This is a genomic window from Luminiphilus sp. nBUS_16 (assembly GCF_051201645.1).
In the GTDB taxonomy this organism is placed as follows: Bacteria; Pseudomonadota; Gammaproteobacteria; order Pseudomonadales; family Halieaceae; genus Luminiphilus.
Genome location: NZ_CP179205.1, coordinates 1,176,671 through 1,201,574, shown reverse-complemented (window position 1 = coordinate 1,201,574; position 24,904 = coordinate 1,176,671). Strand labels below are relative to the sequence as shown.

20 protein-coding genes are annotated in these 24,904 nt (G+C 54.2%); 9 read left to right on the top strand and 11 right to left on the bottom strand.

Translation table 11 applies throughout. From position 1 onward, the window contains the following. Nucleotides 1-214 precede the first annotated feature (214 nt). From ACMAY6_RS05325 to ACMAY6_RS05290, 8 genes are read left to right on the top strand one after another with little or no spacing between them, the layout of a single operon-like run. Nucleotides 215-1,753, top strand: a complete 1,539-nt coding sequence (locus ACMAY6_RS05325; RefSeq protein ID WP_435215080.1) for a trimethylamine methyltransferase family protein — start codon at nt 215-217, stop codon at nt 1,751-1,753. A gap of 26 nt (nt 1,754-1,779) precedes the next feature. Continuing rightward, nucleotides 1,780-2,478 (top strand): corrinoid protein, encoded by a 699-nt coding sequence (locus ACMAY6_RS05320; RefSeq protein WP_435215078.1) that lies wholly within the window; start codon nt 1,780-1,782, stop codon nt 2,476-2,478. Then, nucleotides 2,478-3,119 carry a DUF1638 domain-containing protein gene (locus ACMAY6_RS05315; protein WP_435215076.1) on the top strand — a complete coding sequence of 214 codons (642 nt, stop codon included), beginning with the start codon at nt 2,478-2,480 and terminating at the stop codon, nt 3,117-3,119. The genes ACMAY6_RS05320 and ACMAY6_RS05315 overlap by 1 nt, the downstream gene beginning before the upstream one ends. Further along, on the top strand, nt 3,106-3,414 hold the full coding sequence (locus ACMAY6_RS05310) for a virulence factor (RefSeq protein WP_435215075.1): 309 nt from the start codon (nt 3,106-3,108) through the stop codon (nt 3,412-3,414). The genes ACMAY6_RS05315 and ACMAY6_RS05310 overlap by 14 nt, the downstream gene beginning before the upstream one ends. Further along, nucleotides 3,411-3,869 (top strand): methylenetetrahydrofolate reductase C-terminal domain-containing protein, encoded by a 459-nt coding sequence (locus ACMAY6_RS05305; RefSeq protein WP_435215074.1) that lies wholly within the window; start codon nt 3,411-3,413, stop codon nt 3,867-3,869. The genes ACMAY6_RS05310 and ACMAY6_RS05305 overlap by 4 nt, the downstream gene beginning before the upstream one ends. Further along, nucleotides 3,866-4,858, top strand: coding sequence for a methylenetetrahydrofolate reductase (locus ACMAY6_RS05300; protein WP_435215073.1), 993 nt, complete (start codon nt 3,866-3,868; stop codon nt 4,856-4,858). The genes ACMAY6_RS05305 and ACMAY6_RS05300 overlap by 4 nt, the downstream gene beginning before the upstream one ends. A gap of 9 nt (nt 4,859-4,867) precedes the next feature. Continuing rightward, a complete protein-coding gene (locus ACMAY6_RS05295) occupies nt 4,868-5,773 on the top strand; it encodes a dihydropteroate synthase (protein ID WP_435215071.1) in 906 nt (301 codons plus the stop codon). Nucleotides 5,774-5,775: 2 nt separating this feature from the next. After that, nucleotides 5,776-7,803, top strand: a complete 2,028-nt coding sequence (locus ACMAY6_RS05290; protein ID WP_435215069.1) for an ASKHA domain-containing protein — start codon at nt 5,776-5,778, stop codon at nt 7,801-7,803. A gap of 167 nt (nt 7,804-7,970) precedes the next feature. Here the strand turns inward: ACMAY6_RS05290 and ACMAY6_RS05285 are convergent, their stop codons facing one another. From ACMAY6_RS05285 to ACMAY6_RS05275, 3 genes are all read right to left on the bottom strand, one after another. Next, a complete protein-coding gene (locus ACMAY6_RS05285; RefSeq protein WP_435215067.1) occupies nt 7,971-9,392 on the bottom strand; it encodes an NAD-dependent succinate-semialdehyde dehydrogenase in 1,422 nt (473 codons plus the stop codon). Between the two features lie 275 nt (nt 9,393-9,667). Continuing rightward, nucleotides 9,668-10,339, bottom strand: coding sequence for an SCO family protein (locus ACMAY6_RS05280; protein WP_435215066.1), 672 nt, complete (start codon nt 10,337-10,339; stop codon nt 9,668-9,670). Between the two features lie 4 nt (nt 10,340-10,343). Next, entirely contained in the window at nt 10,344-11,693 is a 1,350-nt protein-coding gene (locus ACMAY6_RS05275; protein ID WP_435215064.1) for a selenium-binding protein SBP56-related protein, read from the bottom strand. Nucleotides 11,694-11,785: 92 nt separating this feature from the next. Here ACMAY6_RS05275 and ACMAY6_RS05270 point away from each other — a divergent pair, with 92 nt between their 5' ends. Further along, a complete protein-coding gene (locus tag ACMAY6_RS05270; RefSeq protein WP_435215063.1) occupies nt 11,786-13,027 on the top strand; it encodes a cytochrome-c peroxidase in 1,242 nt (413 codons plus the stop codon). 178 nt (nt 13,028-13,205) lie between these two features. Here the strand turns inward: ACMAY6_RS05270 and ACMAY6_RS05265 are convergent, their stop codons facing one another. The 8 genes from ACMAY6_RS05265 to ACMAY6_RS05230 all read right to left on the bottom strand — a co-directional run bounded on the left by ACMAY6_RS05265 (nt 13,206) and on the right by ACMAY6_RS05230 (nt 24,670). Further along, complete coding sequence (locus tag ACMAY6_RS05265; protein ID WP_435215061.1) at nt 13,206-14,222, bottom strand: GlxA family transcriptional regulator; 1,017 nt, start codon at nt 14,220-14,222, stop codon at nt 13,206-13,208. 30 nt (nt 14,223-14,252) lie between these two features. Continuing rightward, nucleotides 14,253-16,823, bottom strand: coding sequence for a GcvT family protein (locus ACMAY6_RS05260; protein WP_435215060.1), 2,571 nt, complete (start codon nt 16,821-16,823; stop codon nt 14,253-14,255). A 242-nt stretch (nt 16,824-17,065) separates the two neighbouring features. Further along, on the bottom strand, nt 17,066-17,278 hold the full coding sequence (locus tag ACMAY6_RS05255) for a formate dehydrogenase subunit delta (RefSeq protein ID WP_435215058.1): 213 nt from the start codon (nt 17,276-17,278) through the stop codon (nt 17,066-17,068). Nucleotide 17,279: 1 nt separating this feature from the next. Continuing rightward, the gene (fdhF, locus tag ACMAY6_RS05250; RefSeq protein ID WP_435215057.1) at nt 17,280-20,075 is read right to left on the bottom strand and encodes a formate dehydrogenase subunit alpha; all 2,796 of its coding nucleotides are present in this window, start codon (nt 20,073-20,075) and stop codon (nt 17,280-17,282) included. Beyond that, entirely contained in the window at nt 20,068-21,648 is a 1,581-nt protein-coding gene (locus tag ACMAY6_RS05245) for an NADH-ubiquinone oxidoreductase-F iron-sulfur binding region domain-containing protein (RefSeq protein ID WP_435215055.1), read from the bottom strand. The genes fdhF and ACMAY6_RS05245 overlap by 8 nt, the downstream gene beginning before the upstream one ends. Further along, nucleotides 21,645-22,139 (bottom strand): NAD(P)H-dependent oxidoreductase subunit E, encoded by a 495-nt coding sequence (locus tag ACMAY6_RS05240; RefSeq protein WP_435215054.1) that lies wholly within the window; start codon nt 22,137-22,139, stop codon nt 21,645-21,647. The genes ACMAY6_RS05245 and ACMAY6_RS05240 overlap by 4 nt, the downstream gene beginning before the upstream one ends. Further along, on the bottom strand, nt 22,139-22,984 hold the full coding sequence (gene fdhD, locus ACMAY6_RS05235) for a formate dehydrogenase accessory sulfurtransferase FdhD (RefSeq protein WP_435215053.1): 846 nt from the start codon (nt 22,982-22,984) through the stop codon (nt 22,139-22,141). The genes ACMAY6_RS05240 and fdhD overlap by 1 nt, the downstream gene beginning before the upstream one ends. Then, the gene (locus tag ACMAY6_RS05230; protein WP_435215051.1) at nt 22,985-24,670 is read right to left on the bottom strand and encodes a formate--tetrahydrofolate ligase; all 1,686 of its coding nucleotides are present in this window, start codon (nt 24,668-24,670) and stop codon (nt 22,985-22,987) included. It abuts the gene before it with no gap. Between the last annotated feature and the right edge of the window lie 234 nt (nt 24,671-24,904).

Below are 24,904 nucleotides of genomic sequence, written 5' to 3'. Positions count from 1 at the left end.
GCTCTTAGGGTGCTCCAAACGGGCTGACCGGTACACCCCAGATGCTTTGAAATGGGGTAGAAGACAGACAAAATTGGCGGTTTGAGTAGCCCTCTTACTTAAGCACAACGGGGGCTAGGCGTACAAAAAGCCCAACCCATGATGGCGGTGAGTAAAGCGCCCGCAAAGCGCGGTGAAACAGCACAACCAAGACTTGAGGAGGATCATTGCTAAAATGAGTGAACGAGGAGCCAGACGAAAAGGTGGTGGACGCGCTGGTCGTCGCGAAGCGCGCAATACTGTCGCGACAAGCGCCCCCTTCATCGAACGCAAGATCCCGTATTTCGAGATGCTATCAACCGAGGCGCTCGAACTCATCGAACACAATGCTGATCGCCTGCTGGCCGAAATTGGCATTGATTTCTTGGATGACCCTGAGGTCTTGGAACTTTTCAAAAACGCCGGGGCAGAAGTTGATGGCACCCGCGTTCGCTTTGCGCCGGGGCTCTGCCGATCAATCATTCAGGCTAGCGCCCCAAAGAGTTACACCCAACACGCCCGTAACCCCGCACGCAGTGTCACTATTGGCGGTAAAAATACGGTCTTGGTGCCCGCTTACGGCCCTCCCTTTGTTCATGACTTAGACAAAGGGCGCCGATACGCAACCATCGAAGATTTTCGCAACTTCGTGAAGTTAGCTTACATGGCGCCCGGCCTGCATCACTCAGGCGGCACGGTTTGTGAGCCCGTTGACCTACCCGTCAATAAGCGCCACTACGACATGGTCTACAGCCACTTCAAATACAGCGATAAGCCCCTCATGGGCTCAGTGACGCTGGATAGCCGGGCACAAGACTCGGTCGATATGGCAAAACTGGTCTTTGGCGATGAGTTTGTTGATCAAAACTGCGTGCTGACCAGCCTGATCAACGTCAATTCACCCATGGTCTTTGACGGCACGATGCTAGGGTCACTGAAGGTGTACGCGCGCAACAACCAAGCAACCGTTATTTCACCCTTTATTTTGGCAGGCGCGATGTCGCCAGTCACAGTGACAGGAACCGTCACGCAAATTTTGGCAGAAGCCTTAGCGGGTATTACGCTCACGCAGCTCATCAGGCCCGGGGCACCCGTTGTCTTTGGCACCTTTGCTGCCGCAGTTTCCATGGCAACCGGGGCACCCACTTTTGGCACCCCTGAGCCCAGCATGGTCATTTATGCCGCGGCGGCCCTTGCCCGGCGTCTAGGCGTGCCCTTCCGCAGCGGTGGCGGTCTTTGCGCTTCTAAATTGCCCGACGCCCAGGCCGCGTATGAGTCGGCCAATACGCTGCAAACCGCGGCCTTAGCCGGGGTTAACTTCATGCTACATACCGCAGGCTGGCTCGAAGGCGGTCTTGCGATGGGCTATGAAAAATTCATTATGGATTGTGATCAGGCCAGTATGATTGGTGTACTTCTCAACGGTGTAGACCTCTCTGAGGATGCCCAGGCGATGAGCGCCTTTGAGGAAGGCGGCCCGGGCAAACACTTTCTTGGCTCAGCTCACACGCTCAAGCATTTCGAGACGGCTTTTTACCGCTCGACTGTTGCTGACAGCAATAGCTACGAGCAGTGGTCTGCGGAGGGCAGTCTTGACACCGCCCAGCGGGCCAATGTTATTTGGAAAAAAATGCTAGCGGACTACGAAGCACCTGCGCTAGACCCCGCTATTGATGAGGCCCTGCTGGACTATATGCGCCAGCGGAAAGCTTCATTCGAAGATCGTGATTACTGATCACTGCCTAAGGAGGACCACCCAACATGTCCGATGAAGAAGACATCATCCTCGCCGACCTCTCTGACGAAGATCTCATTCCTCAGATACACGACGACCTCTACGACGGGCTGACCGAAGAAATCGAGGCCGCTACCCATATTCTGCTCGATCGAGGCTGGTCTGCGGAACAGGTTTTAAGCAAAGCGCTGGTTGACGGAATGACTATCGTTGGCATCGATTTCCGCGACGGTATTTTGTTTGTTCCGGAGGTCTTGCTCGCGGCCAACGCGATGAAAGGCGGCATGGCTATTTTGCGCCCACTTCTCGCTGAGACCGGCGCAAAACCCGTGGGCACCATGGTCATTGGCACCGTAAAAGGCGACATTCACGATATTGGCAAAAACTTGGTGGCCATGATGTTGGAAGGCGCTGGCTTTGATGTCCACGATATTGGCATTAACAACTCGGTCGAGGATTATCTAGCAGCCCTCGAGGAGCACAAGCCCGATATTCTCGGTATGTCAGCGCTGCTGACAACGACAATGCCTTACATGAAAGTAGTTATCGACGCTTTGAAAGACCAAGGGCTGAGAGATAAATACATTGTTCTCGTTGGCGGTGCACCGCTTAATGAAGAATTCGGCGAAGCAGTCGGCGCCGACGCCTACTGCCGAGATGCCGCCGAGGCTGCGACCACTGCCGTCAGTTTTGTGCAAGCACGACGCAGCGCGCAGGTTCCCTGATGACTGCGCCTGAGCCATCATCACTGCTTGTGATTGCCTGTGGAGCACTTGCAAGAGAGATTGAATGGCTCAAGCGCACTAACGCCTGGCGCAACCTGTCGGTCAAGTGTCTCGACGCCGAGTTGCATAACCACCCTGATAAAATCCCAGAAAAACTCGAAACCCTCATTGCTGACAATCACGATCAGTTTGATCAAATTTTCGTCGCCTATGGCGATTGCGGCACTGGCGGTCGCATAGACAAGGTCTTGGCGCGCTGGAACCTAGAACGTCTTCCCGGTGCCCACTGCTATTCCTTTTATGCCACTGAAGCTCGCTTTAACGCGCTGGCCGACGCCGAGCCCGGTACCTTTTATCTCACCGATTTTCTTGTGCGTCATTTTGATCGTCTGGTCGTCCGGGGCCTACAGCTCGACCGTCATCCACAGCTATTGCCCCAGTTTTTTGGTCACTATCAACGGGTTGTTTACCTCGCGCAGCAAGACGATGATCAACTGCAACTTGCTGCACGCCGAGCCGCGAGCTACTTAGGGCTTCGCTTTGAAACCCTGACAACGGGCATGGGCGAGCTCGGGCAGCACCTCGAAAGACAGGTCCTTAATTTGCAACGTGTTAGCGGAGCTCATCATGCAGCGCATTGATGTTTATTGGCGTGATATTCCAGCCCAGGTTTTAATCAAACGCGGGCGCGATCGTGGCAAGCACCTGCTGAGCCATCGCTTTCAAGCTGCAATTGACCGCGCGGCTATGAAAGCCGGAAAAGGTGGCAGTGATGCCTACCTTGAGGAGTGGCGACGGGTAACAACGGCCATCGAGGCTGAAGGCTCAGTAAAAGACATCGCTAAGGAGTTCGGCGAACAAATTGAAGCCCGGTATTCCGATGAAGATATTGCGCGCCTCGTGTCTCAAAAGGGCTTCGACGAGGTACCCACGTGAAAGCAGCGCGAGATTGGTCGGTACGACACGCTAAAGGGCTGCATAAACTCTATGAAGTCTTGGCGTGGACACTGCATTTATTTGACCCGGTGTTGCGTCGTATTGGCTACGAGCGTCTAGATAAGCCTTTCGCTCGTGTAGAGGGGCTCATAAAAGGATTTTTATTCGACTCACAGTCTTGTGGGCAGTGCACCCTAGGATCAACGGGGATGGCCTGCCCAATGAACTGTCCCAAAACCCTGCGCAACGGCCCCTGCGGCGGCGTTAGGCAAAACGGTGGCTGCGAAATCAAACCCGAGATGACCTGTGTTTGGGTTAAAGCCTGGGAAGGCAGCCAACAGATGGGCGAAGCAGAGAACGGGCTGCAGGTGATACAACTGCCCGTCGATACCCGCCTCAAAGGTCACAGCAGCTGGTTGGAGGCGTTAAAAGCGCGACGGGAGACATCTGCATGAGTTTCGCTGACGAGCCTGCCGCAGGCGAAAATCTGCCCATTCTCCCAGGCCACTATTCTCCTGGTCGCTTTGAGCGCGTGCTTAGAGCGGGTCAATTTGCCGTTACCGCTGAGATTGCACCCCCTGATTCCGCAGATCCTGCCGAGGTCTATGCCCGAGCTCGAGATTTCAACGGCTTTGTCGATGCCATTAACGCCACTGATGGGTCCGGCGCGAACTGCCATATGTCGAGCATGGGCATTTGTGCCCTGCTGACTCGCATGGGTTATTCCATGATTTTGCAGATGTCTTGCCGGGACAGAAACCGCATTTCTATGCAGGGTGACGTGCTCGGTGCGGCCGCTATGGGGGTTGCCAACATTCTTTGCCTCAGCGGCGACGGCGTGCAATCTGGCGATCACCCCGAAGCCAAACCTGTGTTTGATATGGATAGCATTTCTGCACTGGCTATGGTGCGGCACATGCGCGATAACAGCGCCTTTCTCAGTGGTCGAAAGCTGTCCTCACCGCCTCAGCTCTTTATGGGTGGCGCCTCAAATCCTTTCGCGCCGCCCTTAGACTTCAGACCCCAGCGTCTCGCTAAAAAAGTGGCTGCGGGAGCTCAATTTGTGCAGACCCAGTACTGCTTTGACATTGATCGCCTCAAGTTATTTATGGCCAAAACCCGAGACATGGGCCTTCACGAAAAAGTGTTTATTCTCCCCGGCGTTGGGCCTATGGCCTCAGCGAAGTCAGCCGACTGGATCCGCAAAAATGTCGCCGGTGTGCACATTCCCGATTCCGTCATCAAACGTTTAGCCGGCGCCAAGGATCAAAAGCAGGAAGGGGTCGATCTGTGCATCGACCTCATGCAGCAAATTCAAGAAATCGAGGGGGTCAGCGGTATACATCTGATGGCCTACCGTCAGGAACACCGCATTGGTGAAATCGTTACAAAATCAAACGTATTGGGTACTCGTGTGCCCTGGAGTCCCCAAGACTCTCAATAGGAGCGCCACATGACCACAACCACCCTGAGCTCAGCGAGTAAGGAAGTTCGAATCGGCTTTGATCAGCCTTTCGTCATTATTGGCGAACGCATCAACCCCACGGGACGTAAAATTCTCGCCGAAGAGATGAAGGTCGGAGACTACAGCCGTGTCGAATCTGATGCCCTTGCGCAGGTGGCGGCAGGAGCCCAGATGCTCGACGTTAACGCTGGCATTCCCCTAGCTGACGAGCCTGCAATTCTTGCCGAGGCAATTCAACGCGTACAAGCCATCACCGATGTGCCCCTGAGCATTGATTCCTCCATTGTAGAAGCTCTGGAAGCTGGCCTCGCTGTTTATCAGGGAAAAGCGCTGGTAAATTCAGTGACCGGTGAAGATGAGGTGCTGGAACGTGTTCTACCGCTTGTAGCTCGCTATAATGCAGCGGTAGTCGCTATTTCTAACGACGAGACAGGGATTTCAGAGGACCCCAATGAGCGCTTCGCTGTTGCCAAAAAGATTGTTGAACGCGCTGCTGATTACGGCATCCATCACAGCAACATTGTGGTCGACCCTCTGGTTATGCCCATCGGCGCGATCAATACCGCAGGAGTTCAGGTGATGCACCTCGTGCGCCGCCTTAGAGAGGAACTTGAGGTCAACACCACCTGTGGTGCCTCCAACGTCAGCTTTGGCCTACCTAACCGTAATGGCATTAACGCCGCGTTTTTAACCATGGCAATGGGCGCGGGTATGACCTCAGCCATTACCAGTCCACTGCACGCCGAAGTTATGCAAGCAGTCCGCGGTGGCGACGTTATGATGGGGCATGACCCCAACTGCGCAAACTGGATCAAAGCTTACAGAGAGCCAGCCCCTGAAGGCGCGGGCCGCGGTGGACGCGGCGGTCGCACTGGGCGGCGCAGGAGTGCCTAATTTTGTCTGATGCACCGGTGAAAATCCTTTTCATGCCCTCGGGGCGTCGAGGTAGCTTCCCCAAAGGCACTCCGGTCCTCGATGCGGCAAGAAGTCTTGGCGTAGATATTGACTCGGTCTGCGGCGGCCGAGGTCTCTGCGGACGGTGTCGCATCGAGTGCATGTCTGGGCACTTTCCAAAACACGGTCTCACCTCAGATACCGAGCACCTGTCGCCATTTAGCGCTACCGAGGCGCGCTTCGAAGATCGCAAAGGGACACTCCCAGAGCGCCATCGCTTAAGTTGTCATGCGACGCTGGTTAACGATGTGGTCATTGATGTTCCCCCGGAAAGCCAGGTGCACCGCCAAATTATTCGCAAAGACACCGAGCATCGAGACATACGCCTCAATACGGCAACTCGCCTGCACTATGTGGAAGTCGAGGCCGCCAGCCTTGAAGATATAAGGGGCGAAGCCCAGCTCCTTCTTGACGCCCTGAAGCGTGACTGGGATCTCGAGAACTTGCAGATTGAGGGTGCCGTCTTGCCGCGCTTACAGAAGGCATTAATCGAGGGCAAGCAGGCGGTTACTGTTGCGGTTTACAACGCCAGAGACGTTATCGCCGTCTGGCCCGGATTATTTGAGTCGCCCAGGGGCATCGCTATTGATGTGGGATCAACAACCGTTGCCGCACATCTGTGTGATCTAGGCAACGGTGAGGTACTGGGTACTGCAAGTGTCATGAATCCTCAAATCCGCTTCGGTGAAGACCTGATGAGCCGGGTGTCATACATTATGATGCACCCGGAAGGCGCTGGGGAAATGACCACCGTCATTCGCCGAGCCCTAAATGACTTGTTTATTGAGCTAAGCGAAGGCGTTGCGGGTTCCCTCGAAGATATTCTTGAGATAACGCTAGTTGCCAATCCGATCATGCATCACATTTTGTTGGGCATAGATCCCGTCAATCTAGGCGGCGCGCCCTTCGCCCTGACAACCACCGAGGCGCTGGAGCTACGGGCTAGAGATTTGGACCTCAATATTCACCCTGGGGGGCGAATCTACGTCTTACCGTGTATCGCTGGGCACGTGGGTGCTGACTCAGCCGGTGTCATCTTGGCAGAACATCCCGAGCAAGACACCGAAATGACCTTGGTCATTGATGTCGGCACCAACGCTGAGATTGTCTTGGGTAATAAAGACCGCATGCTAGTTTGCTCCACGCCTACAGGCCCCGCCTTTGAGGGCGCGCAAATTAGCTCCGGACAAAGGGCGACCTTCGGCGCCATAGAGCGAGTCCGCATCGACAGGGAAACCCTAGAACCGCGCTTTAAAATTATTGGATCAGACCTGTGGTCTGACGAACCCGGCTTCGAGCAAGCACTCGGTAGCATTGGCGTCACCGGTATTTGTGGCTCGGGCATTATTGAAGCCGTTGCGGAGATGTTTCTCGCGGGCATTGTTTCGGAAGATGGTGTGATCAACGGCGCTCTCGTCGAGCAGAATCCGCGAATTTTTTCTTCAGGTAGAACTTGGTCTTTTACCTTACATACCGCCAGTGCCGATGGACAATCCGATATATCGGTGACCCAAAACGATATTCGGCAGATTCAACTGGCCAAAGCCGCCCTGTATGCAGGGGTTAAGTTACTGCAAGACCATATGGGCACCCAGCAAATTGATCGCATCCGCCTCGCCGGTGCTTTCGGCAGTCACATCAGCCTATCTCACGCCATGGTGCTGGGATTGATTCCCGACTGCCCGCTGGAAAATGTCTCCGCCGCAGGTAACGCTGCAGGCATGGGAGCACGCATAGCCCTACTCGATCGCGACAGTCGCGGTCACATTGAAAAAATTGTGCGTTGGGCCGAACGCATCGAAACTGCCGTCGAAGATAAATTTCAAGACTACTTTGTCGACGCTATGGCCTTCCCGCACAAGTCTGACCCTTTCACACATCTGTTCGCTGAAATTCCACCGCCAGTTGTGCGAGCTCAGCAGGCCGAATCCGGAAGTGCACGGCGCCGACGAGGACGGGCTCGAGGCTGAGGGGTTTAGTTTTAGGCAGGCAGGGCCGCCTGCTGGTAATGACCCGCCCCGAGCGGGTCTCGCCACGAAGCCAAAAGACTGCGGGACCACCCTAAAGCGGGCTCGTGCACGCACTGCAGAGGCCCTCTGTCCTCTGGCGGCTCACAACCCTCTCGCCGGTGAACATGCTAAATACTGAGTCCCCCCAATTTCGTTTCTAGGTACTCCTCTAGCCCCTCCCGTGCACCCTCTCGTCCTAAACCACTCTCCTTCATACCACCAAATGGCGCCGCGGCACTGGTTGGATTGATGTCGTTGATGCCGATGATGCCAAAATTCAACGCTTCAAAGGTGCGTAATGCCCGAGACAAGTTCTGCGTGTAAACGTAAGCAGCCAGACCATAGTCAGTATCGTTCGCCATTGCGACAACGTCATCGTCGTCATCAAAGGCAATGACAGCGGCAACAGGTCCAAAGGTTTCCTCGCGATAAATCAGCATGTCAGAGGACACATTGCTGAGAAGGGTTGGTGAATAAAAGCAGCCCTTTTCGAGACCGTCCTCAGTAAGGCGACGGCCGCCACTGTGGAGACTAGCGCCCCGGGCGACGGCATCCTGAACTTGCCGGTCAATTTTTTCAATTGCAGCATGATTAATGAGGGGGCCTATCGTGGTCGATGGCTCCATGCCGTCACCTGCGTGAAGTTTCTCAATTCGGCCCTGAAGTGTGTCGAGGAAGCTATCGAGAATTTTTCGCTGGACAAAAATTCGGTTGGGGCTGATACAGGCCTGTCCCGTGTTCAAGAACTTAACCAAGGAAACACCCTTAGCGGCGTGTACCGGATCAGCATCATCAAAGACAATAAAAGGCGCATGCCCTCCAAGCTCCATAGATACACGTTTTAGTTGCGGAGCCGCCGCCTGAGCCAGCGATTTCCCTACAGCGGTGGAGCCCGTGAAGGTCAGCTTACGAATGGCTCGGTGCGTACAGAATATTTCGCCGACAGGCTTGGGGTCGCTGACCGTTACAAGGTTCGCAACACCCGCGGGCAAACCGGCTTCATGCAGAATTTCAAAAACAGCAACGGCACACAATGGGGTAGCCTCTGCCGGTTTCAAAACTGCGGTACATCCTGCTGCCAGAGCTGGGCCCAACTTCCGAGTCAGCATAGAAATGGGGTAATTCCACGGAGTAATTGCGGCAACAACGCCGACGGCTTGCTTGTGAACGAAAAAACGCTGATCTGATCGGGCGGAGGGAATCGTCTCGCCGTATATACGCTTGGCCTCTTCAGCAAACCACAGTAGAAAATCGGCGGCGTATTTCACTTCGTTCATCGCCGCTTTTAAGGGCTTGCCCTGCTCGGTGGTCATAAGCTCGGCCAGCGTCCTTTGGCGCTCCATCATTAAGGTATGGCACCGCGTCAAAATTGCCGATCGCTCGTAAGCGGTTGTCTTTGACCACGCCGGAAAGGCCGCTTCGGCTGCAGCAACCGCATCTAGAACTTGCTCGTTACTAACATCGATTACCGAACCTATCGAGACGCCAGTTGCAGGGTTGTACACCTCAAAGGTGGGCCCTTCTTCAAGCCACTGTCCGTTGATATACATGATCTACTCCTTACTTATCACTGACTACTTTGATTAGCCCCGCTACAGGACGGGGATTGTGCCTGGGACTGCGGCGAGCAGCATCAGAACAACGACTGCCGATCACCCACACGGGGCTGCTCCGTTCCGAATTCCAATACGCGTTAGCTATTCCCATAAAACCCGCCAGACCATTTTCAATCGCCGGGTGCAGCAACATAACGGTTTAAAGTTGGCGTGGCAGGTACATCGCTTACAAATCGATCCGGTTGTTACGCATCAATCAAAAGTCGCGCCTACTGCATGAGCAGGGTTCGCAAGTCATTGACAACCGTATCCGCGTGCAAGTAAGACGTACTATAGATATTGCGAATGCGTCGATCACTGTCGATCAGGTACACCCGTAATATGTGCGACATGGTGCCTAAGTAGTTACCCTCTTCATCGTAATCTCGAATCACCCACTGATCGTAGGCATCGAGGGTAGGTCGAAGAGCATCCTCTGAGGCGGTCGTAAGAAATTCCCAATCAAAACCTTCAGCCCTGAACTGATCACCGTAACGCCCCAATACCGAAGGGGTGTCTTTCTCGGGATCAAAACTAAAGCTAACGATACGGACTTGATCGACAAGATCAGGATCTTTTAGGACGGCCTTTTGAACACCGCTCATAACATAGGTCGCAAGGGGACAGCCGTTCACATCGTTGCAGGTGGTGAAGATAAAACTCAACACCGTCGCTTTATCACCCAAGTAGTCATGCAAACGACCAGCATTACCCGAGGTATTGAGTATCAGGCCATCGGCTGCATCACCCATAGACGGAAGTTGATAGCTGCCCGCAGACGGGGGTTCAAACTGAAGATCCTCATACCCTGGCGCCAATACCACTGGGGGCTCGTGTTGGTGGGGTGCACCAAACGCTGATACCGCACACCACCCTAGCAGGCCAATTAACCACTGCCGCATAGCGTTAGCGTGCGGCCATATCATCGTGACCGGTTTTAGCAGGTGCGTTGCCGTAAAGTGCATGGGCCCCAAAACGCATTTGATGCGGTGACCCAAGACCCATCTCGACAAAATCGAGACTAAATTGCGGCGTCAGCGTTGCCCCATCCCAGTTGTAGAGCTTGAAGTACTGAACGTCGCTCTCATCACCAGACTCGGTTTTATCCCAGTTAGCGAGCAGCGATGAAGTGAAGTACACGCGTTCGCCATCCCAGCTTTGAGACACCATGTTGATTTGCTCGCCAATACGCTTTTCAAATACCTGCTCAGGTGCGTGGGGATCAGAAATATCAAACAACCGCACCAAACCATCATTCCAAGTGTTGACCCATAGGTGGTTATCATCGGCCGAGATAGAGATATCTACCGGCAGCGGTATCTTGCTGGCGTCACCGATATCTGCCACGGGCTTAGACTGCCACTCGCCAGCGTCATCCTCGTAAATCAACCAAATCTTTGAGGTTAGCGCCGTAGTCGTAAAGCAATAGTTGGAGCGTGAACCCCAAGCGCAGCGCAGCTCTAAGGGTGCACCCGGAACATCGAGGACCTTTTTGGGTGTGCGAGCATGTAAGTCCCAAATGACCACAGTATTACCAAAGCGCTTCATCGCCTCGGGATCACCCATCATTTTGCCAAGGTTCATCATGTAGTTGTTCCAGCCCGTGAATGAGGACGTCACCAGAACATTTCTGCGGGGCAGTGCTCGCGCATCGTAACCATAGCCATCGGCATAGTTCCCCGACTTAACCGCACCCTGCAAGTTATCATCGGTAGGCATCCAGACGCTGGTAATAAAATCACCGTCGTTGGTGTACTCGGCCATACCTGTGCGTCCGCCATGATCGCGATTGTTAGACAATCCCGTTATCAGCATGCGGCCCGGCAACGCATAGTTTGTATGGGGTCCGACAATACCCCCGGTTTTTGCCACGAAATCATCGATTTCGCGATGCAGACGGGGCTGGGCAGGGTCAGTGTAAATATCGAAGATAAAGATTTTGCTAGTGTCTAAGCCCGAGGCCCAAAGATAGCGGCGGTCATCAGTTAAACCGGAGTGGTGTGCTTCGTTGCGGCCACCCACTGACAAGCTGTGCACCACTTCGCCGTAATGCTCTGAATCGGGATTAACGTCAACGGTAACCAGCTTGTCCTCGCCGTCGCCGACATCCTCCATGCCCAAGGTCCAGATATAAACATAGTCTTCTTGACCCACGATCTTCGCCATATACGGCGACATACAGGTCTCATCTGCCAGGGATATCGGGGCTACAGCCACCATTAAAATTCCCAGTAAGGCAATTAACATCCGACTCATAGTTTTCACTCCAATGGTTTATCCTTATAACCATGAGACTAGCACTTTCTAAAATAAAATCGCAGCCCTTTACGGGACTTTTAAATCAAGCTGTGACGCCCGTAAAAATGCTGTGTTTGCTGGGGCTATTAGTGCCTTTTGCCCATGGGCAGGCCACACATCGCGTGGGACTGGCCGACAACAGGGACGGCTACGACTCCACGGAGTACAAAACACAATCAGAAGCGATACTTGAGCAGTCTGGGCAGCGATTGCCGCTGGCAGAGCAAGCCAGTGTGCCGCAGTTAGGGCTACCCCGGATAGCTGCCCCCCTGCGCAGCGAAGAAGTTGATCTAGGGCGCCAACTGTTCTTTGATCGTCGCCTGTCTGCCAATGCCAATTTGTCCTGCGCCATGTGTCACGTGCCTGAGCAGGGCTTTACTCAAAATGAATTGGCGACCCCTGTAGGCGATGAAGGCCGCGGAGGACGGCGCAATGCACCTTCACTCTACAACCTAGCGTTTCAATCAACGTTATTTTGGGACGGTCGGGAAAATTCCCTTGAAGCGCAAGTATGGTCACCGCTACTGGCACGCAATGAAATGGCCAACCCGTCAAAGACAGCTGTGCTGTCACGGTTAACGGCAATCCCTGCCTACCAATCGATCTTCACAAAGCTCTATGACGAAGGCTTAACGACGGCAACGCTCGGTCGAGCACTTGCCACTTATCAGCGCGCCCTTATCAGCGGCAACTCATCATTTGATCGCTGGTATTTTGAGCCTCTAAAAAAATCAGAAAACCTCGCTGATTTCGGTGACAAGGCTGCGCAGGGTTTTGCGATTTTTCAAGAACAGGGCTGCCATTCATGTCACACCTTTACGAAGGAGTATGCTCTTTTCACCGACGGCCAATTTCATAACACCGGCACAGGCCTGCTGCGCGAGGAACGGGGAATCATGCCCAGACAGGTGCAGGTTGCACCCGGGATCTTCGTGACACCTCGGGTCGACGTTGAAACAGAAACCTTCATCGATAAGGGGCGCCAGGAGGTCACCGGGCGCTCTGAGGACCGCTGGCGATACCGTACGCCGTCGCTGAGAAACGTCGCGTTAACGGCCCCCTATATGCACGATGGCTCGATTCAAAGCCTTCAAGACGTCGTGAAATTCTACGTTCAAGGCGGTGGGCATGATCCCAATCAAGATCAACGCATTCGACCTTTAGACATAACGGCAGAAGAACAAGAAGCCCTTGTTGAGTTTTTGAAGACACTGACCGCGAGCAACGTCGATGCTTTGGTAGCTGACGCTAGGAGTACCGAGATCGGTGACAGGGACCATACCGCTTACTGACGTCTAGCGAAGCCGGCACTTCACGAAAGTGACAACAGCCGGTCCAAAGTGAAAGAAGCCCCCCCACTCGACTTTGAGGCAGTGGCTCGAACGCTTACTAGAGCTACGCCCCGACTTTAAGCAGTAAGGAGCCTGTGCCTTACTTCAAAGACCTCTGCAGGGACTAACCTATACCCAATCAGGCCGACAACTGCTCACTAGCCGCTGACTGGTAATCGGGCTGGCAGTTGAGTCGGTCGACCCGGGGAGACACGCCAATATACTTGCGGTAACAACGGCTAAAGTGCGTCGTGGACACAAACCCGCACATAGAGGTGATCTCCACGATTGAGCGTGAACTCTGTTTGACTAGGCGTCGAGCGCGGTCAAGTCGAAGCTTTAGGTAATAGCGCGAGGGCGTACAGTGCAAATACTTTAAAAATAGCCGCTCGAGCTGCCGGCGAGACAGGTGTACGAAGTCTGCCAATTCCTGCAGCAATATGGGTTCCTCTAGATTTGCCTCCATCAGCTGCAATACCTCTTTCAGCTTGGGCTGCATTTCGACTTTTCTTGACCACATTGGCACTAGCTGCATTTCTACATCGGCACGGTAGCGCTCACAGATCAACATATCGGCCACCGCATCGACTAAAGCCTGAGGGTGTCGCGAGGACAGCATGGCCAGTATCATGTGCATTGGGATCGTTCCGCCTGTGCAGGTCATGCGATCCCTGTCGATGGTATAGAGTTGGTTGTTACAGCCGACCCGAGGAAATCGCTCCGTCAGTATTGTGAGGCAATCCCAGTGAGCACTGCATTGATAGCCATCGAGCAGGCCCGCGCTTGCCAACACATAGGCCCCCGTGCACACCGATCCAATCACCACACCACGTTGTGCTTGCTTACGCAGCCACGCGAGTACGGACCTTTCGAGGTTTTGCTCAATTGATAAACCACCGACCACAATCACGAGATCGTAGTCAGTAGCATCTGCGAGTGTTTTGTCGAGGTTAACGGCGAAGCCATCGCTGCAAGACTGTATCGCAGGGCCCTCACCGAGTAGCTCCCAAGTGTACAACTCGCGCCCTGCCAGCTGGTTAGCCACACGCAGGGGTTCCACCGCGCTGGAAAGCGAGATTAACGTGAACTGGTTAACCAGCAAAAACCCAACGCGGTAAGGGGTCTGAGATGCCCCTTTTACTGTTGAATCGTGCACAGCATACCCCCAAATTTTTATTTTACGGGATTAGGTTTTGACCCTTACATTGTCGGGGTCTAGCATCGCACGATATCCCACCGCGGTGACTTTTGCGGAGAAAAAATTACCGAAATATTCCATATAAACGGTATCGCCCTCTTTAGCGCGGTCGGCGGGCAGATAACCCATGGCAATATTTTGACCCAAAGAGGGGCCAAACGCCACGCTAGTGGTATAGGAGCGTCGCCCATGGCTGTCGACAATAACTTCCTTGGTCTCTTTGTCCAACAGCGGCCACTGCCCTACCGGGTAGCGCACCACACCGTCGCTATCGGTAGTATCCTCAAGCGCAAAGGTACATAGGTAAGCGACCTGTTCGGGCAACTCACGCTGCGCCACATAGGCTTCTTTGCCGTGAAAATCTGCCGCTTTTACTTTTGGCCGTGCCAAACCCGCCTCGTACAGGTTGTAATCCGTTTCCAAGTCGGCATTTTGTAACCGCAGACTTTTTTCCAGACGCCGGCTGTTCGCATAGGTCTCAATGCCCACGGGCGTAACGCCGAGTTCTGCAAGTGCGTCCCAAAGCTTTAATCCATCAGCGAATGGGAAATAAAGCTCCCATCCCTGTTCACCAACATAAGAGATTCGGAATGCCCACACCTTAATGCCCAGAACATCAATTTCCCGAGTCATCGTGTAAGGGAAAGCCTCACCTGAGACACTTTCAGGGTCGTCCATCAGCTTTTGTAACGTAGCTCGCGCCTCTGGCCCCCACAAACCTAGGGTTGCCAGCTGTTCAGACTGGTCGATGAACTCTACGTTCGTAAAGCCAAGCTTACCTCGGAACTTTTTCATCCAAACGTAATCACGATATCCCGTATCGCCGCCACAGATAACGCGATAGGCGTCTTCCGCTAGCCGGACAATGGTCAGGTCTGAGCGGACCCCTCCAGTATGATCAAGGAAGTGGGTATAAACGCCTTTACCGATCGGCGTATTGGTGCCCAGTTTTGCGACTGACAGATATTCGAGCAACGCTTCCGCATCGGCCCCGATGACATCAAAGATCGCAAAGTGCGACAGGTTGATCATGCCAACCCCATCGCTCAACGCCAAATGCTCGGCGTTGGAAACTTCCCAAAAGTGCCGGTTGTCCCATTCCGCTTCTCTGTTGGGTACCTGATCCCGATATTTCGGCAGCAATGTCGCTTCGTTAGCAGCATAGCCATGAGCTCGCTCCCAGCCCGCCACCTCCATGAAGTAACCTCCAAGGGCCACTTCACGCTCGTAGAAGGGACTAGTGCGAAGACCCCTGGAAGACAGGTAGGGCTCTCGAGGATGCACACCCGGGGTGTAGATTTTCTGAGCAATTTCGTAACTGCGATTGCGCACGTACTCTGGCGTCAGCTGAATAGGGTAGTGCCGGGCCGGATCCACATTGTGAGAATCCATCTCAGTGCGACCGTGAGTCATTAAATCTGCCATCAGTTTGCCGGCGCCGGGGCCATCCTTAACCCAAACAGCCTCGCACAACCACAAACCATCGACATCGGGAGCTTCTCCAATGACGGAGGTGCCGTCAGTTGTCACCGACAACAAACCATTAAACGAGCGCCGCTCTTCCCAGCCCAGTTCACCCAGCACAGGTGTCAGCTCAACAGCTTGCTCAAAAGCCTCCATGACCTGATCAAGGGTGAGGTCTCGCATTGACGGCGACAATCTGGCGTCACCAGCCTCTAAAATTTCCTCTGGGTCGATGAGTCGTGGGTTGTGAGGCTCGTAGTAGCCCCACTCGAGCAAGCCCCCTTCAGGTGTTGTTGGGTCGCCAGTATCACGCACATAAGCTGAATTGCCCTGATCACGGAACAAAGGGTAAACGATGTCCTTGCCAGTGCCTTTGAGGGCATCCCAAGGCCCAAAAAACAGAAGGGGGTGTTCGAGCGGCATCAGAGGCAACTTCACGCCTGCGGTTTTAGAGACCAAAGAGCCCCAAATACCCGCACACAGCACGACATGGTCCGCCATGATGGTCCCTTTTTCGGTCTCAACACCGACCGCGCGACCGTCTTCCACAATTATTTTGTTCGCTGCCGTGTAGGCAAAGGTCGTTAACTTGCCGCTTTCAACGGCCTCATCCACCAGGTCACCGGCGACTTTCTGAGATCGTGGCGTCACCAAACCGGCATCGGGATCCCACATAGCCCCTTGGATCATGTCTTCCTCAACGAGCGGAAACTTCTCTTTAGCTTCCTCCGCTGAAATCATGTAAGCATTGCTGCCGAAGGCTTTACCCGAAGCGACCTTGCGTTGCAGTTCCAGCATTCGCTCGTCGTCGCCCTTTCTCGCAACCTCCATGCCACCAATTTCAATATAATTGCCCCTAGCGCGATAAAATTCACGGCTGTAGGTGCTCGTAAACACATTGAGCTTGTCGTGGGAGGTCATGTAGCAAAAATCAGACGCATGGGACGTTGATCCAATGTCGGTAGGAATCGCGGACTTCTCAAGTCCTACAATATCGTCCCAACCCGCTTCGATCAGGTGGTGTGCGACGGAGGCACCAACAATGCCTCCCTGTCCAATAATAACCACGCGTGCATGTTCGGGTAACTTTGCCATGGGGCCCCCTGAAAAAACGTTAAAAATATGCCGTTACATCGCCACGGATTTGGCGCTTTTTAGCCACTTTACGCTCAATTATTTACGACATTTATGCGTCTAAAAACGCCACCCTAAATGTCGCAATCTCTCACAACCGAGCCGCCTTGTGCCAACAGTGGGTTCCTGCTGACATTGCAAATTTAAAAGCCGATCGCGCCGACGCGTTTAAGGCAGCAAGTCACTGCGCTTATACAAACTCATCAACCCTCAAGGGCTAACGCCGCTAACACCTCACCATTCAAAGAATCGGGCAGTTGCTCGGCAAGTTGTTTTAAGTCGGCACGCATTGGTGGCGTCCAAAATTGCGCCATATGCTGGACAATTTGCTCGGGAACATTATCTCTGCTCGGCATATTGCCCGCTATCTGATTGGCCATCTTGATGAGATGTTGCTGACTGTAATCAAGGGTCACGTTACATTCCCACGGCTTGCGCACTGGAGGGACGAATTTCGACGGCCGTCACCTTGTACTCAGGGCAGTTGGTCGCCCAATCTGAATTATCGGTAGTGATTACGTTGGTGCCACTTACCGGGTGATGGAAGGTGGTGTACACCACCCCCGCAGGAATATCGTCGCTGATATGCGCTCTCATACGCGTGCTACCCGCCCGGCTGGCAACTTCGATCCAGTCACCATCTGCCACACCTCTCAACTCGGCGTCGGCCTCATGAATTTCGAGAATATCTTCGGCATGCCAGACCGTGTTGTCGGTGCGCCTAGTTTGAGCCCCTACGTTGTACTGGCTCAAAATCCTGCCCGTTGTTAACAATAATGGAAACTTCCGAGTCGAACGCTCATCGGTAGGCACATAGGGGGTCGTTATGAATTGACCCTCTCCGCGTACGAAACGCTCGGCATGCATAATCGGTGTACCTTCAGGAGCTTGCTCATTACAGGGCCATTGGATGCTGCCCCGCTCATCCAGCAGGTCGAAAGATACGCCAGCAAAAGTGGGCGTCAGTGCTGCGATTTCGTCCATGATCTCGGCGGCATTGGCATAATCCATGGTGTAACCCATCGCCTCACTGAGAGCACAGGTCACCTGCCACTCCGCCAACCCTGAGGCTGGAGGTACCACAGGGCGAACGCGATTAATTCGCCGCTCCGCGTTGGTGAAAGTGCCATCTTTTTCCAAAAAGGAAGTGCCAGGCAGAAACACATGAGCAAATTTGGAGGTTTCATTCAAAAATAGGTCCTGAACAACCACGCAATCCATGGCGCTTAACGCAGCTGTCACGTGCTGCAAGTTGGGATCAGATTGCGCAATATCCTCTCCTTGAATGTACATACCTCGGAAATTTCCAGAGATAGCTGCATCGAGCATGTTAGGAATCCGCATCCCCGGCTCCTCGCGCAGGTCTACACCCCAAAGTGCGGTAAATTGCTCTCTAGCAGTTTCGTCAGAAACGTGTCGATAGCCGCTGAACTCATGGGGAAAAGAGCCCATGTCACAGGCGCCTTGCACATTGTTCTGGCCCCGCAGCGGGTTTATACCAACGCCGTCACGACCAATATTTCCAGTCGCCATAGCCAAATTCGCCATGGCCATTACCATGGTTGAACCTTGAGAGTGCTCGGTCACCCCCAGTCCGTAATAAATAGCGCCATTGCCGGCTTTAGCGTAGATCGCTGCTGCTGATCGTATGGTTTCTGCTGCTACACCGCTGATCTCAGCGAGATTTTCGGGGCTGTTTTCTGGAAGAGAAATGAACCGCCGCCAAGCGTTAAAAGACGCCACATCACAACGCTCTTGAACAAAAGCCTCATCAATCCAGCCCTCTGTGGCAATGACATGGGCCAGTGCATTGACTACAGCGACGTTAGTTCCCGGCTGCAGTTGAAGGTGTTCAGTTGCCCTAATGTGCGGTGACTGCACGAGATCAATAGAGCGTGGGTCAATGACAATAAGCTTGGCACCCTCTCTCAGGCGCCGTTTCATGCGCGAGCCAAATACCGGGTGGGCATCGGTGGGATTTGCACCAATAACCATGATGACATCCGCCTGTTGCACCGAAGCAAAATCCTGAGTACCCGCGCTGGTGCCAAACGTCTGTTTCAAACCATAACCCGTGGGCGAATGACAGACTCTGGCACAGGTATCCACGTTGTTGGTTTGCAGCGAAGCACGCACCATTTTTTGAACCACGTAAACTTCTTCATTGGTACAGCGCGAGGAGGTAATAGCACCCAATGCGTCCATGCCATGCTGCTGCTGAATCGCTTTAAAACGATCTGCTGCAAAAGCGATGGCCTCAGGCCACTTAACTTCACGCCACTCACTGTCAGTGGTTTCCCTAACCATGGGGCGCGTAATGCGGTCAGCGTGTGTCGCATAACCCCAAGCGAAACGTCCCTTCACACAAGAGTGTCCCTCATTGGCGCCACCCTGCTTATCGGGAACCATACGGACCAGCTCATCCCCGCGCAGCTCGGCGACGAAGGAACAACCCACACCGCAGTACGCGCAGGTCGTTTTGACTTTGCGAGTAGGCACACCCAAGTCGATAACCTGTTTTTCTTGCAGCGTTGCAGTAGGACAGGCTTGAACACAGGCACCACAGGACACGCACTCACTGTCGAGGAAGGCATTTTCCTCACTGGGAGAAACCTTGGATTCAAAACCACGTGCGGCGATGGTCAATGCAAACGTACCCTGAACTTCGGAACAGGCGCGCACGCAGCGGCTACAAACGATGCACTTGCTGGCATCAAAACTGAAGTAAGGATTGGACTCATCTTTACTCGCCGCCAAGTGGTTCGAGCCCTCTTCGTAGCGCACAGAGCGCAATCCCACCACGCCCGCCATATCCTGGAGCTCGCAGTCACCATTGGCAGAGCAAGTTAGACAATCGAGGGGGTGGTCTGAAATATACAGTTCCATAACGCCCTTTCGAAGCTTATCCAAACGCGGCGTTTGAGTTTTTACTGACATACCTTCTTGGCAGGGCGTCGTGCAGGATGCAGGAGTCCCTTTACGACCTTCGACTTCCACGAGACAGAGGCGACAGGAACCATGGGCATCGAGGCTATCGGTAGCACACAACTTTGGGATCTGTGTGCCAGCGAGACTTGCCGCGCGCATGATCGAAGTACCTGCAGGAACCTCGACAGCGGTGCCGTCAATATGGACAGTAACCGTGCTCTCTGAGAGCGCTGCGGGGGTACCTAAATCCAAATCTTCAATGGCAATCTCTATTGGTTTATTCACGGACAGCTCCTTGCACGGCGTCACTACTTTGGCTCACCGAACGCTTAAAATCTTCAGGAAATTGGTCTAGGGCACTCAACACGGGTTGCGGTGTCAGCCCGCCCATCGCACACAGTGACCCCTGAGTCATAACATCGCAGAGATCACGTAACAGCTGCTCCGCGTTAGTCGAGGTATCGGAAGCCAAAAGGTCGTCTATGACTTCAACGCCTCGCACCGCACCAATGCGGCATGGCGTGCACTTGCCGCAAGACTCTTCGACACAGAATTCCATGGCGAACCGCGCTTGCTCAGCCATATCGACCGAATCATCAAAGACCACCAAGCCACCGTGACCCAGCATCGCGCCTTCGGCAGCTAACGCTTCATAGGCCATAGGCACCTGTAGTGATTCTGCCGTCAAATAGGCTCCCAAAGGTCCACCCACTTGCACAGCCTTCAAGGGCCTACCCGATTTGGTGCCCTGACCCAGATTAAAGATGAGTTCGTGGGCAGAGATCCCGAAAGCCACCTCGACAATCCCGCCTCTAGCGATATTTCCAGCCAGTTGAAAAACCTGCGTTCCGCGAGACCGCTCTTGTCCTAACGCCGCGTAGGCCTCAGCCCCACGAGCGAGAATTGAAGGAACGCTGGCAATCGTTAGTACATTGTTGATGACCGTGGGCGTACCAAATAGACCCTCAATAGCAGGAAGTGGTGGCTTGGCTCGCACGGTCCCGCGACGGCCCTCTAAGCTTTCGAGCATGGCGGTTTCTTCACCACAAACATAGGAGCCAGCACCGACGCGAACGGTGACGTCGAAGTTACAGGTCGAACCCATAATGCCCTGCCCCAACCACCCCCGATCTCTCGCCTTGTCAATCGCCTCGTGCATCACGGCTATGGCAGCCGGATACTCAGACCTCAAATAAATCATGCCTCGATCGGCGCCCACAGCATGTGCCGCAATCGCCATGCCTTCGAGAAGGCAAAAAGGATCGCCTTCCATCAGCATGCGGTCTGCGAAGGTGCCACTGTCGCCCTCGTCTGCGTTCACACAAATGTATTTGTGACGCGGGGCGTCAATGGGGTCACCTTTGTGGGGCACGGCAGCTTGCTCAGCCACCGTCTGCCATTTAATACCCGTAGGGAAACCGGCACCACCGCGGCCTCGAAGGCCCGATGCCGTGACTGCGGTAACGACATCGGCGGGGCTCAGATTCAGGGCGCGTTGCAAACCCACCATCCCACCGTGGGACAGATAATCCTCCGGGTCGACCGGGTCGGTAATGCCGACGCGCTCATAGATCCAGCGCTCTTGGCACGCCAGATAATCCAGCTCTTCGACAACTCCAAGATAATTAGGGGCAGTCTCTGTTAGGTCACCACTGGCGAAGTCTGACGCCTGCACATTGCCCCAGCCCACCCGTATTCCACTGCGCGAATCAGCGCGTTCGACCAAAGGCTCCAGCCACAACAACCCGCGACTTCCGGTGCGCACCACCTGCTCGCCTTGCGCCTCAAGCGCAGCCGCCACAGCATTGGCACCCACCGAAAGTGCTGCCGCGTCGCGGGGAACAAACCAAACCGTCATAACGCTGTCTCCGCCGCATTCTGAGCGGCCTTTATCGCGGATTTTAGCGCTTCTACATTCGCGTTCCCAATAAGCTCATCGTTCACAAGAGCTGCTGGACCCAAGGCACAATTACCGAGACAGAACACCGGCTCGTTGGTACCTGTAGCTGCGGCCAATTCCGGGTCAGCCGCGCAAGCCTCGTCCCAAGCCGCAGCCAGCCCTCGACCACCCACCGCTTGGCAGGCCTCGGCAGCGCACAAACGCACGGAAATCTCGGGAGGGGGCGCCTTCTTAAGATCGCTGTAATAAGAAAAAGTGCCGTGCACATCGGCGCGCGAGACGTTACAAACCTCTGCGATAACCGCCACCGCGCCATCAGGTACGTAACCATAATGCGTCTGTGCCGCCTGCAGGCATAACAAAACGGGGCCGGGTTCTCGTTCCACAATGGGCATAAGCAACCCCTTTAGCGCGTCAATCTGCTCGGGCGTTTTAATAGGTGCTTCCATCAGAGTTTTACCCGTCCCTTACCTGAGTAGACATTGAGTCGATCATCGCGTGTGAAGCCAATCAACACCAAACCATGGGCTCGGGCGAGGTCCACGGCTAACGTGGTAGGCCCAGAAACCGCCACAATCGCAGCAACACTGGCGCTCAAAGCCTTCGTCACAATTTCGTAAGAAACACGCCCGCTCACCACCAGTATGTGGTCAGTGAGGGGAAAGTTACCTTCGAGAAATGCATTCCCCACGACTTTATCGACCGCATTATGTCGCCCAACGTCTTCCCGAACGACTAGCAATTGATTATCGGGGCCGGCCAGAGCCGCGGCGTGGAGAGACCCCGTTAAGTCAAACATCTTTTGTTCGCAGCGCATCTGCTTGATAAGAACATGGGCGGCTTGTGGCGTGATCACCCAATCTTCGCTGTGCAAAGCCACACCCGGCTTCGGCGTTGTCGCCAGAACATCACTGCTACACACCCCGCATGAACTTGAGGTCAGGTAGGCCCTTGGCCTTGGGGGAACAACGCCGGCCCCCAGCTCAGCCAGCACCGTATCCACTGCTGACTCTTCCTCTACTCCCCAATGACGCAGCTCAGAGGCACCCACCCGTTCGACACTAATAATGTCAGCTGGCACCTTTATTTCAGCTTCGCTCAACAGCCATCCAACTGCCAGCTCCTCATCGTGACCTGGCGTTCGCATCGTGGTCAGTAGCGTTTTTTGGTCTACCGAAATCGCCAGTGGCGCCTCCACAACAACGCGATCAAACTGATCCACTGAGCGCGTGCTCGTCTCCGTCACGTCGTTAACGCGGAGCATAGGCCTTGGATCGGTTGCATGTGCTGGCATCTAGAAAAGTCCGGTCACTTGTCCATTAACAACATCGATATTTTCACTGGCAGGCACCTTCGGCAAACCTGGCATCGTCATGACATCGCCGCAGACGGCGACGACAAAACCTGCGCCCACTGACAGTCTGATTTCTCGGATATCCATCACATGCCCCGAGGGCGCCCCTTTGAGCGAAGGGTCGGTGGAAAACGAGTAGGGGGTCTTAGCAATACAAACCGGCATGCCACCGTAGCCCTCTGCTTCAAGTTCTTTCAGGCGATTGCGGACTTTACCGCTCATCGTCACCTCACTGGCACCGTACACCTTTGTAGCAACCGCCTCGATCTTTTCTTTCAGCGTTGCGGAATCAGGGTAAACAAAGGTGTCATGACCAGCGTTCGCAGATTTCTCATCCGCATCGCAAACCTCGGCAACCATGTGAGCCAGGTCCGCAGCACCTGCCCCGCCGTTTGCCCAGTGACTCGCAATGGCTACGCGCACGCCCATAGCCTCGACCCGTTCCACCAGCAACGCTAACTCTGCATCAGTGTCGCTAATGAACTGATTGATCGAGACGATCGGTGTGACCCCGTAGTTGTCACGAATATTCTTAACGTGGCGTTCCAGGTTAACCATGCCCGCACCCAATGCCTCCAGATTTTCTCCATTGAGGTCTTCTTTAGCGACGCCACCGTGGAACTTCAGAGCCCGGATAGTAGCGACCAACACTGCGACTGAAGGTCTCAGGTTTGCTGAGCGACACTTGATATCGATAAATTTCTCAGCACCCAGGTCAGCACCAAAACCCGCTTCGGTGACAACATACTCGGCCAGGCGCAACGCACCCGTTGTCGCAATAACGCTGTTACAGCCGTGAGCAATATTGGCAAAAGGTCCGCCGTGAACAAACGCTGGAGTCCCTTCTAGGGTTTGCACCAAATTGGGCGCTAACGCGTCTTTGAGAACCGCGGTGAGGGCTCCCTCAGCCTTTAAATCGGAAGCTCGCACGGGGGTCTTATCCCGAGTGTAGCCAACAACGATGCGACCAATACGCGCTTTGAGATCTGCCAAGTCCGTAGCGAGGCAAAAAATCGCCATAATTTCTGATGCCACGACAATATCGAAGCCATCTTGTCTGGGATAACCATTGCCAACGCCTCCCATGGCAACGGTGATGTCTCGTAGCGCTCGATCGTTCATGTCCAGCACCCGCTTCCAGGTCACACGACGCACATCAATTCCCAACGCATTCCCGTGATGGATGTGATTATCGAGCAAGGCAGAGAGAAGGTTGTTGGCTACGCCAATGGCATGCAGATCGCCATTAAAGTGCAGATTGATGTCCTCCATGGGAATCACCTGCGCGTAGCCACCGCCTGCAGCACCGCCTTTCATGCCAAACACGGGCCCCAAAGATGGCTCCCTCAGGCAGATCATCGCGTCCTTACCAATATGTCGCAGGGCATCGCCCAACCCCACCGTCGTGGTGGTCTTGCCTTCACCCGAGGGCGTTGGACTGATCGCGGTGACCAAAATCATCCGCGCCGAGGGTCTTACAGGCTGATCCAGCAGCCAGTTAAGATTGATTTTCCCTTTTGTACGACCATACGGTTCCAAAGCCTCTTCAGGTATAGACAAGCCCGTTGCAATATCAGCTATGGGTTGTGGGGTTGCCGCCTGGGCAATATCGATATCACTGGGCATGGTTCAGGATTCCTTCAAAATGGCCATTGGTAAACTGCTCGAATTATCCGAGCTTGTTTGTACGTTTAAGAGGCGGCTACAACCGCTCCCAAAGGCAGGTCGCAGCTCGAGTTGTGTTGTTATCTTTATTTTATGTTTTAAAGGGGTCCCCAAAGCCCGTAGGGCCTAAGATAATCCTTCAAACACCCCCTCAAAGTTACCGACGGGATTGACCGCAGATGCCGCCCCAAACCC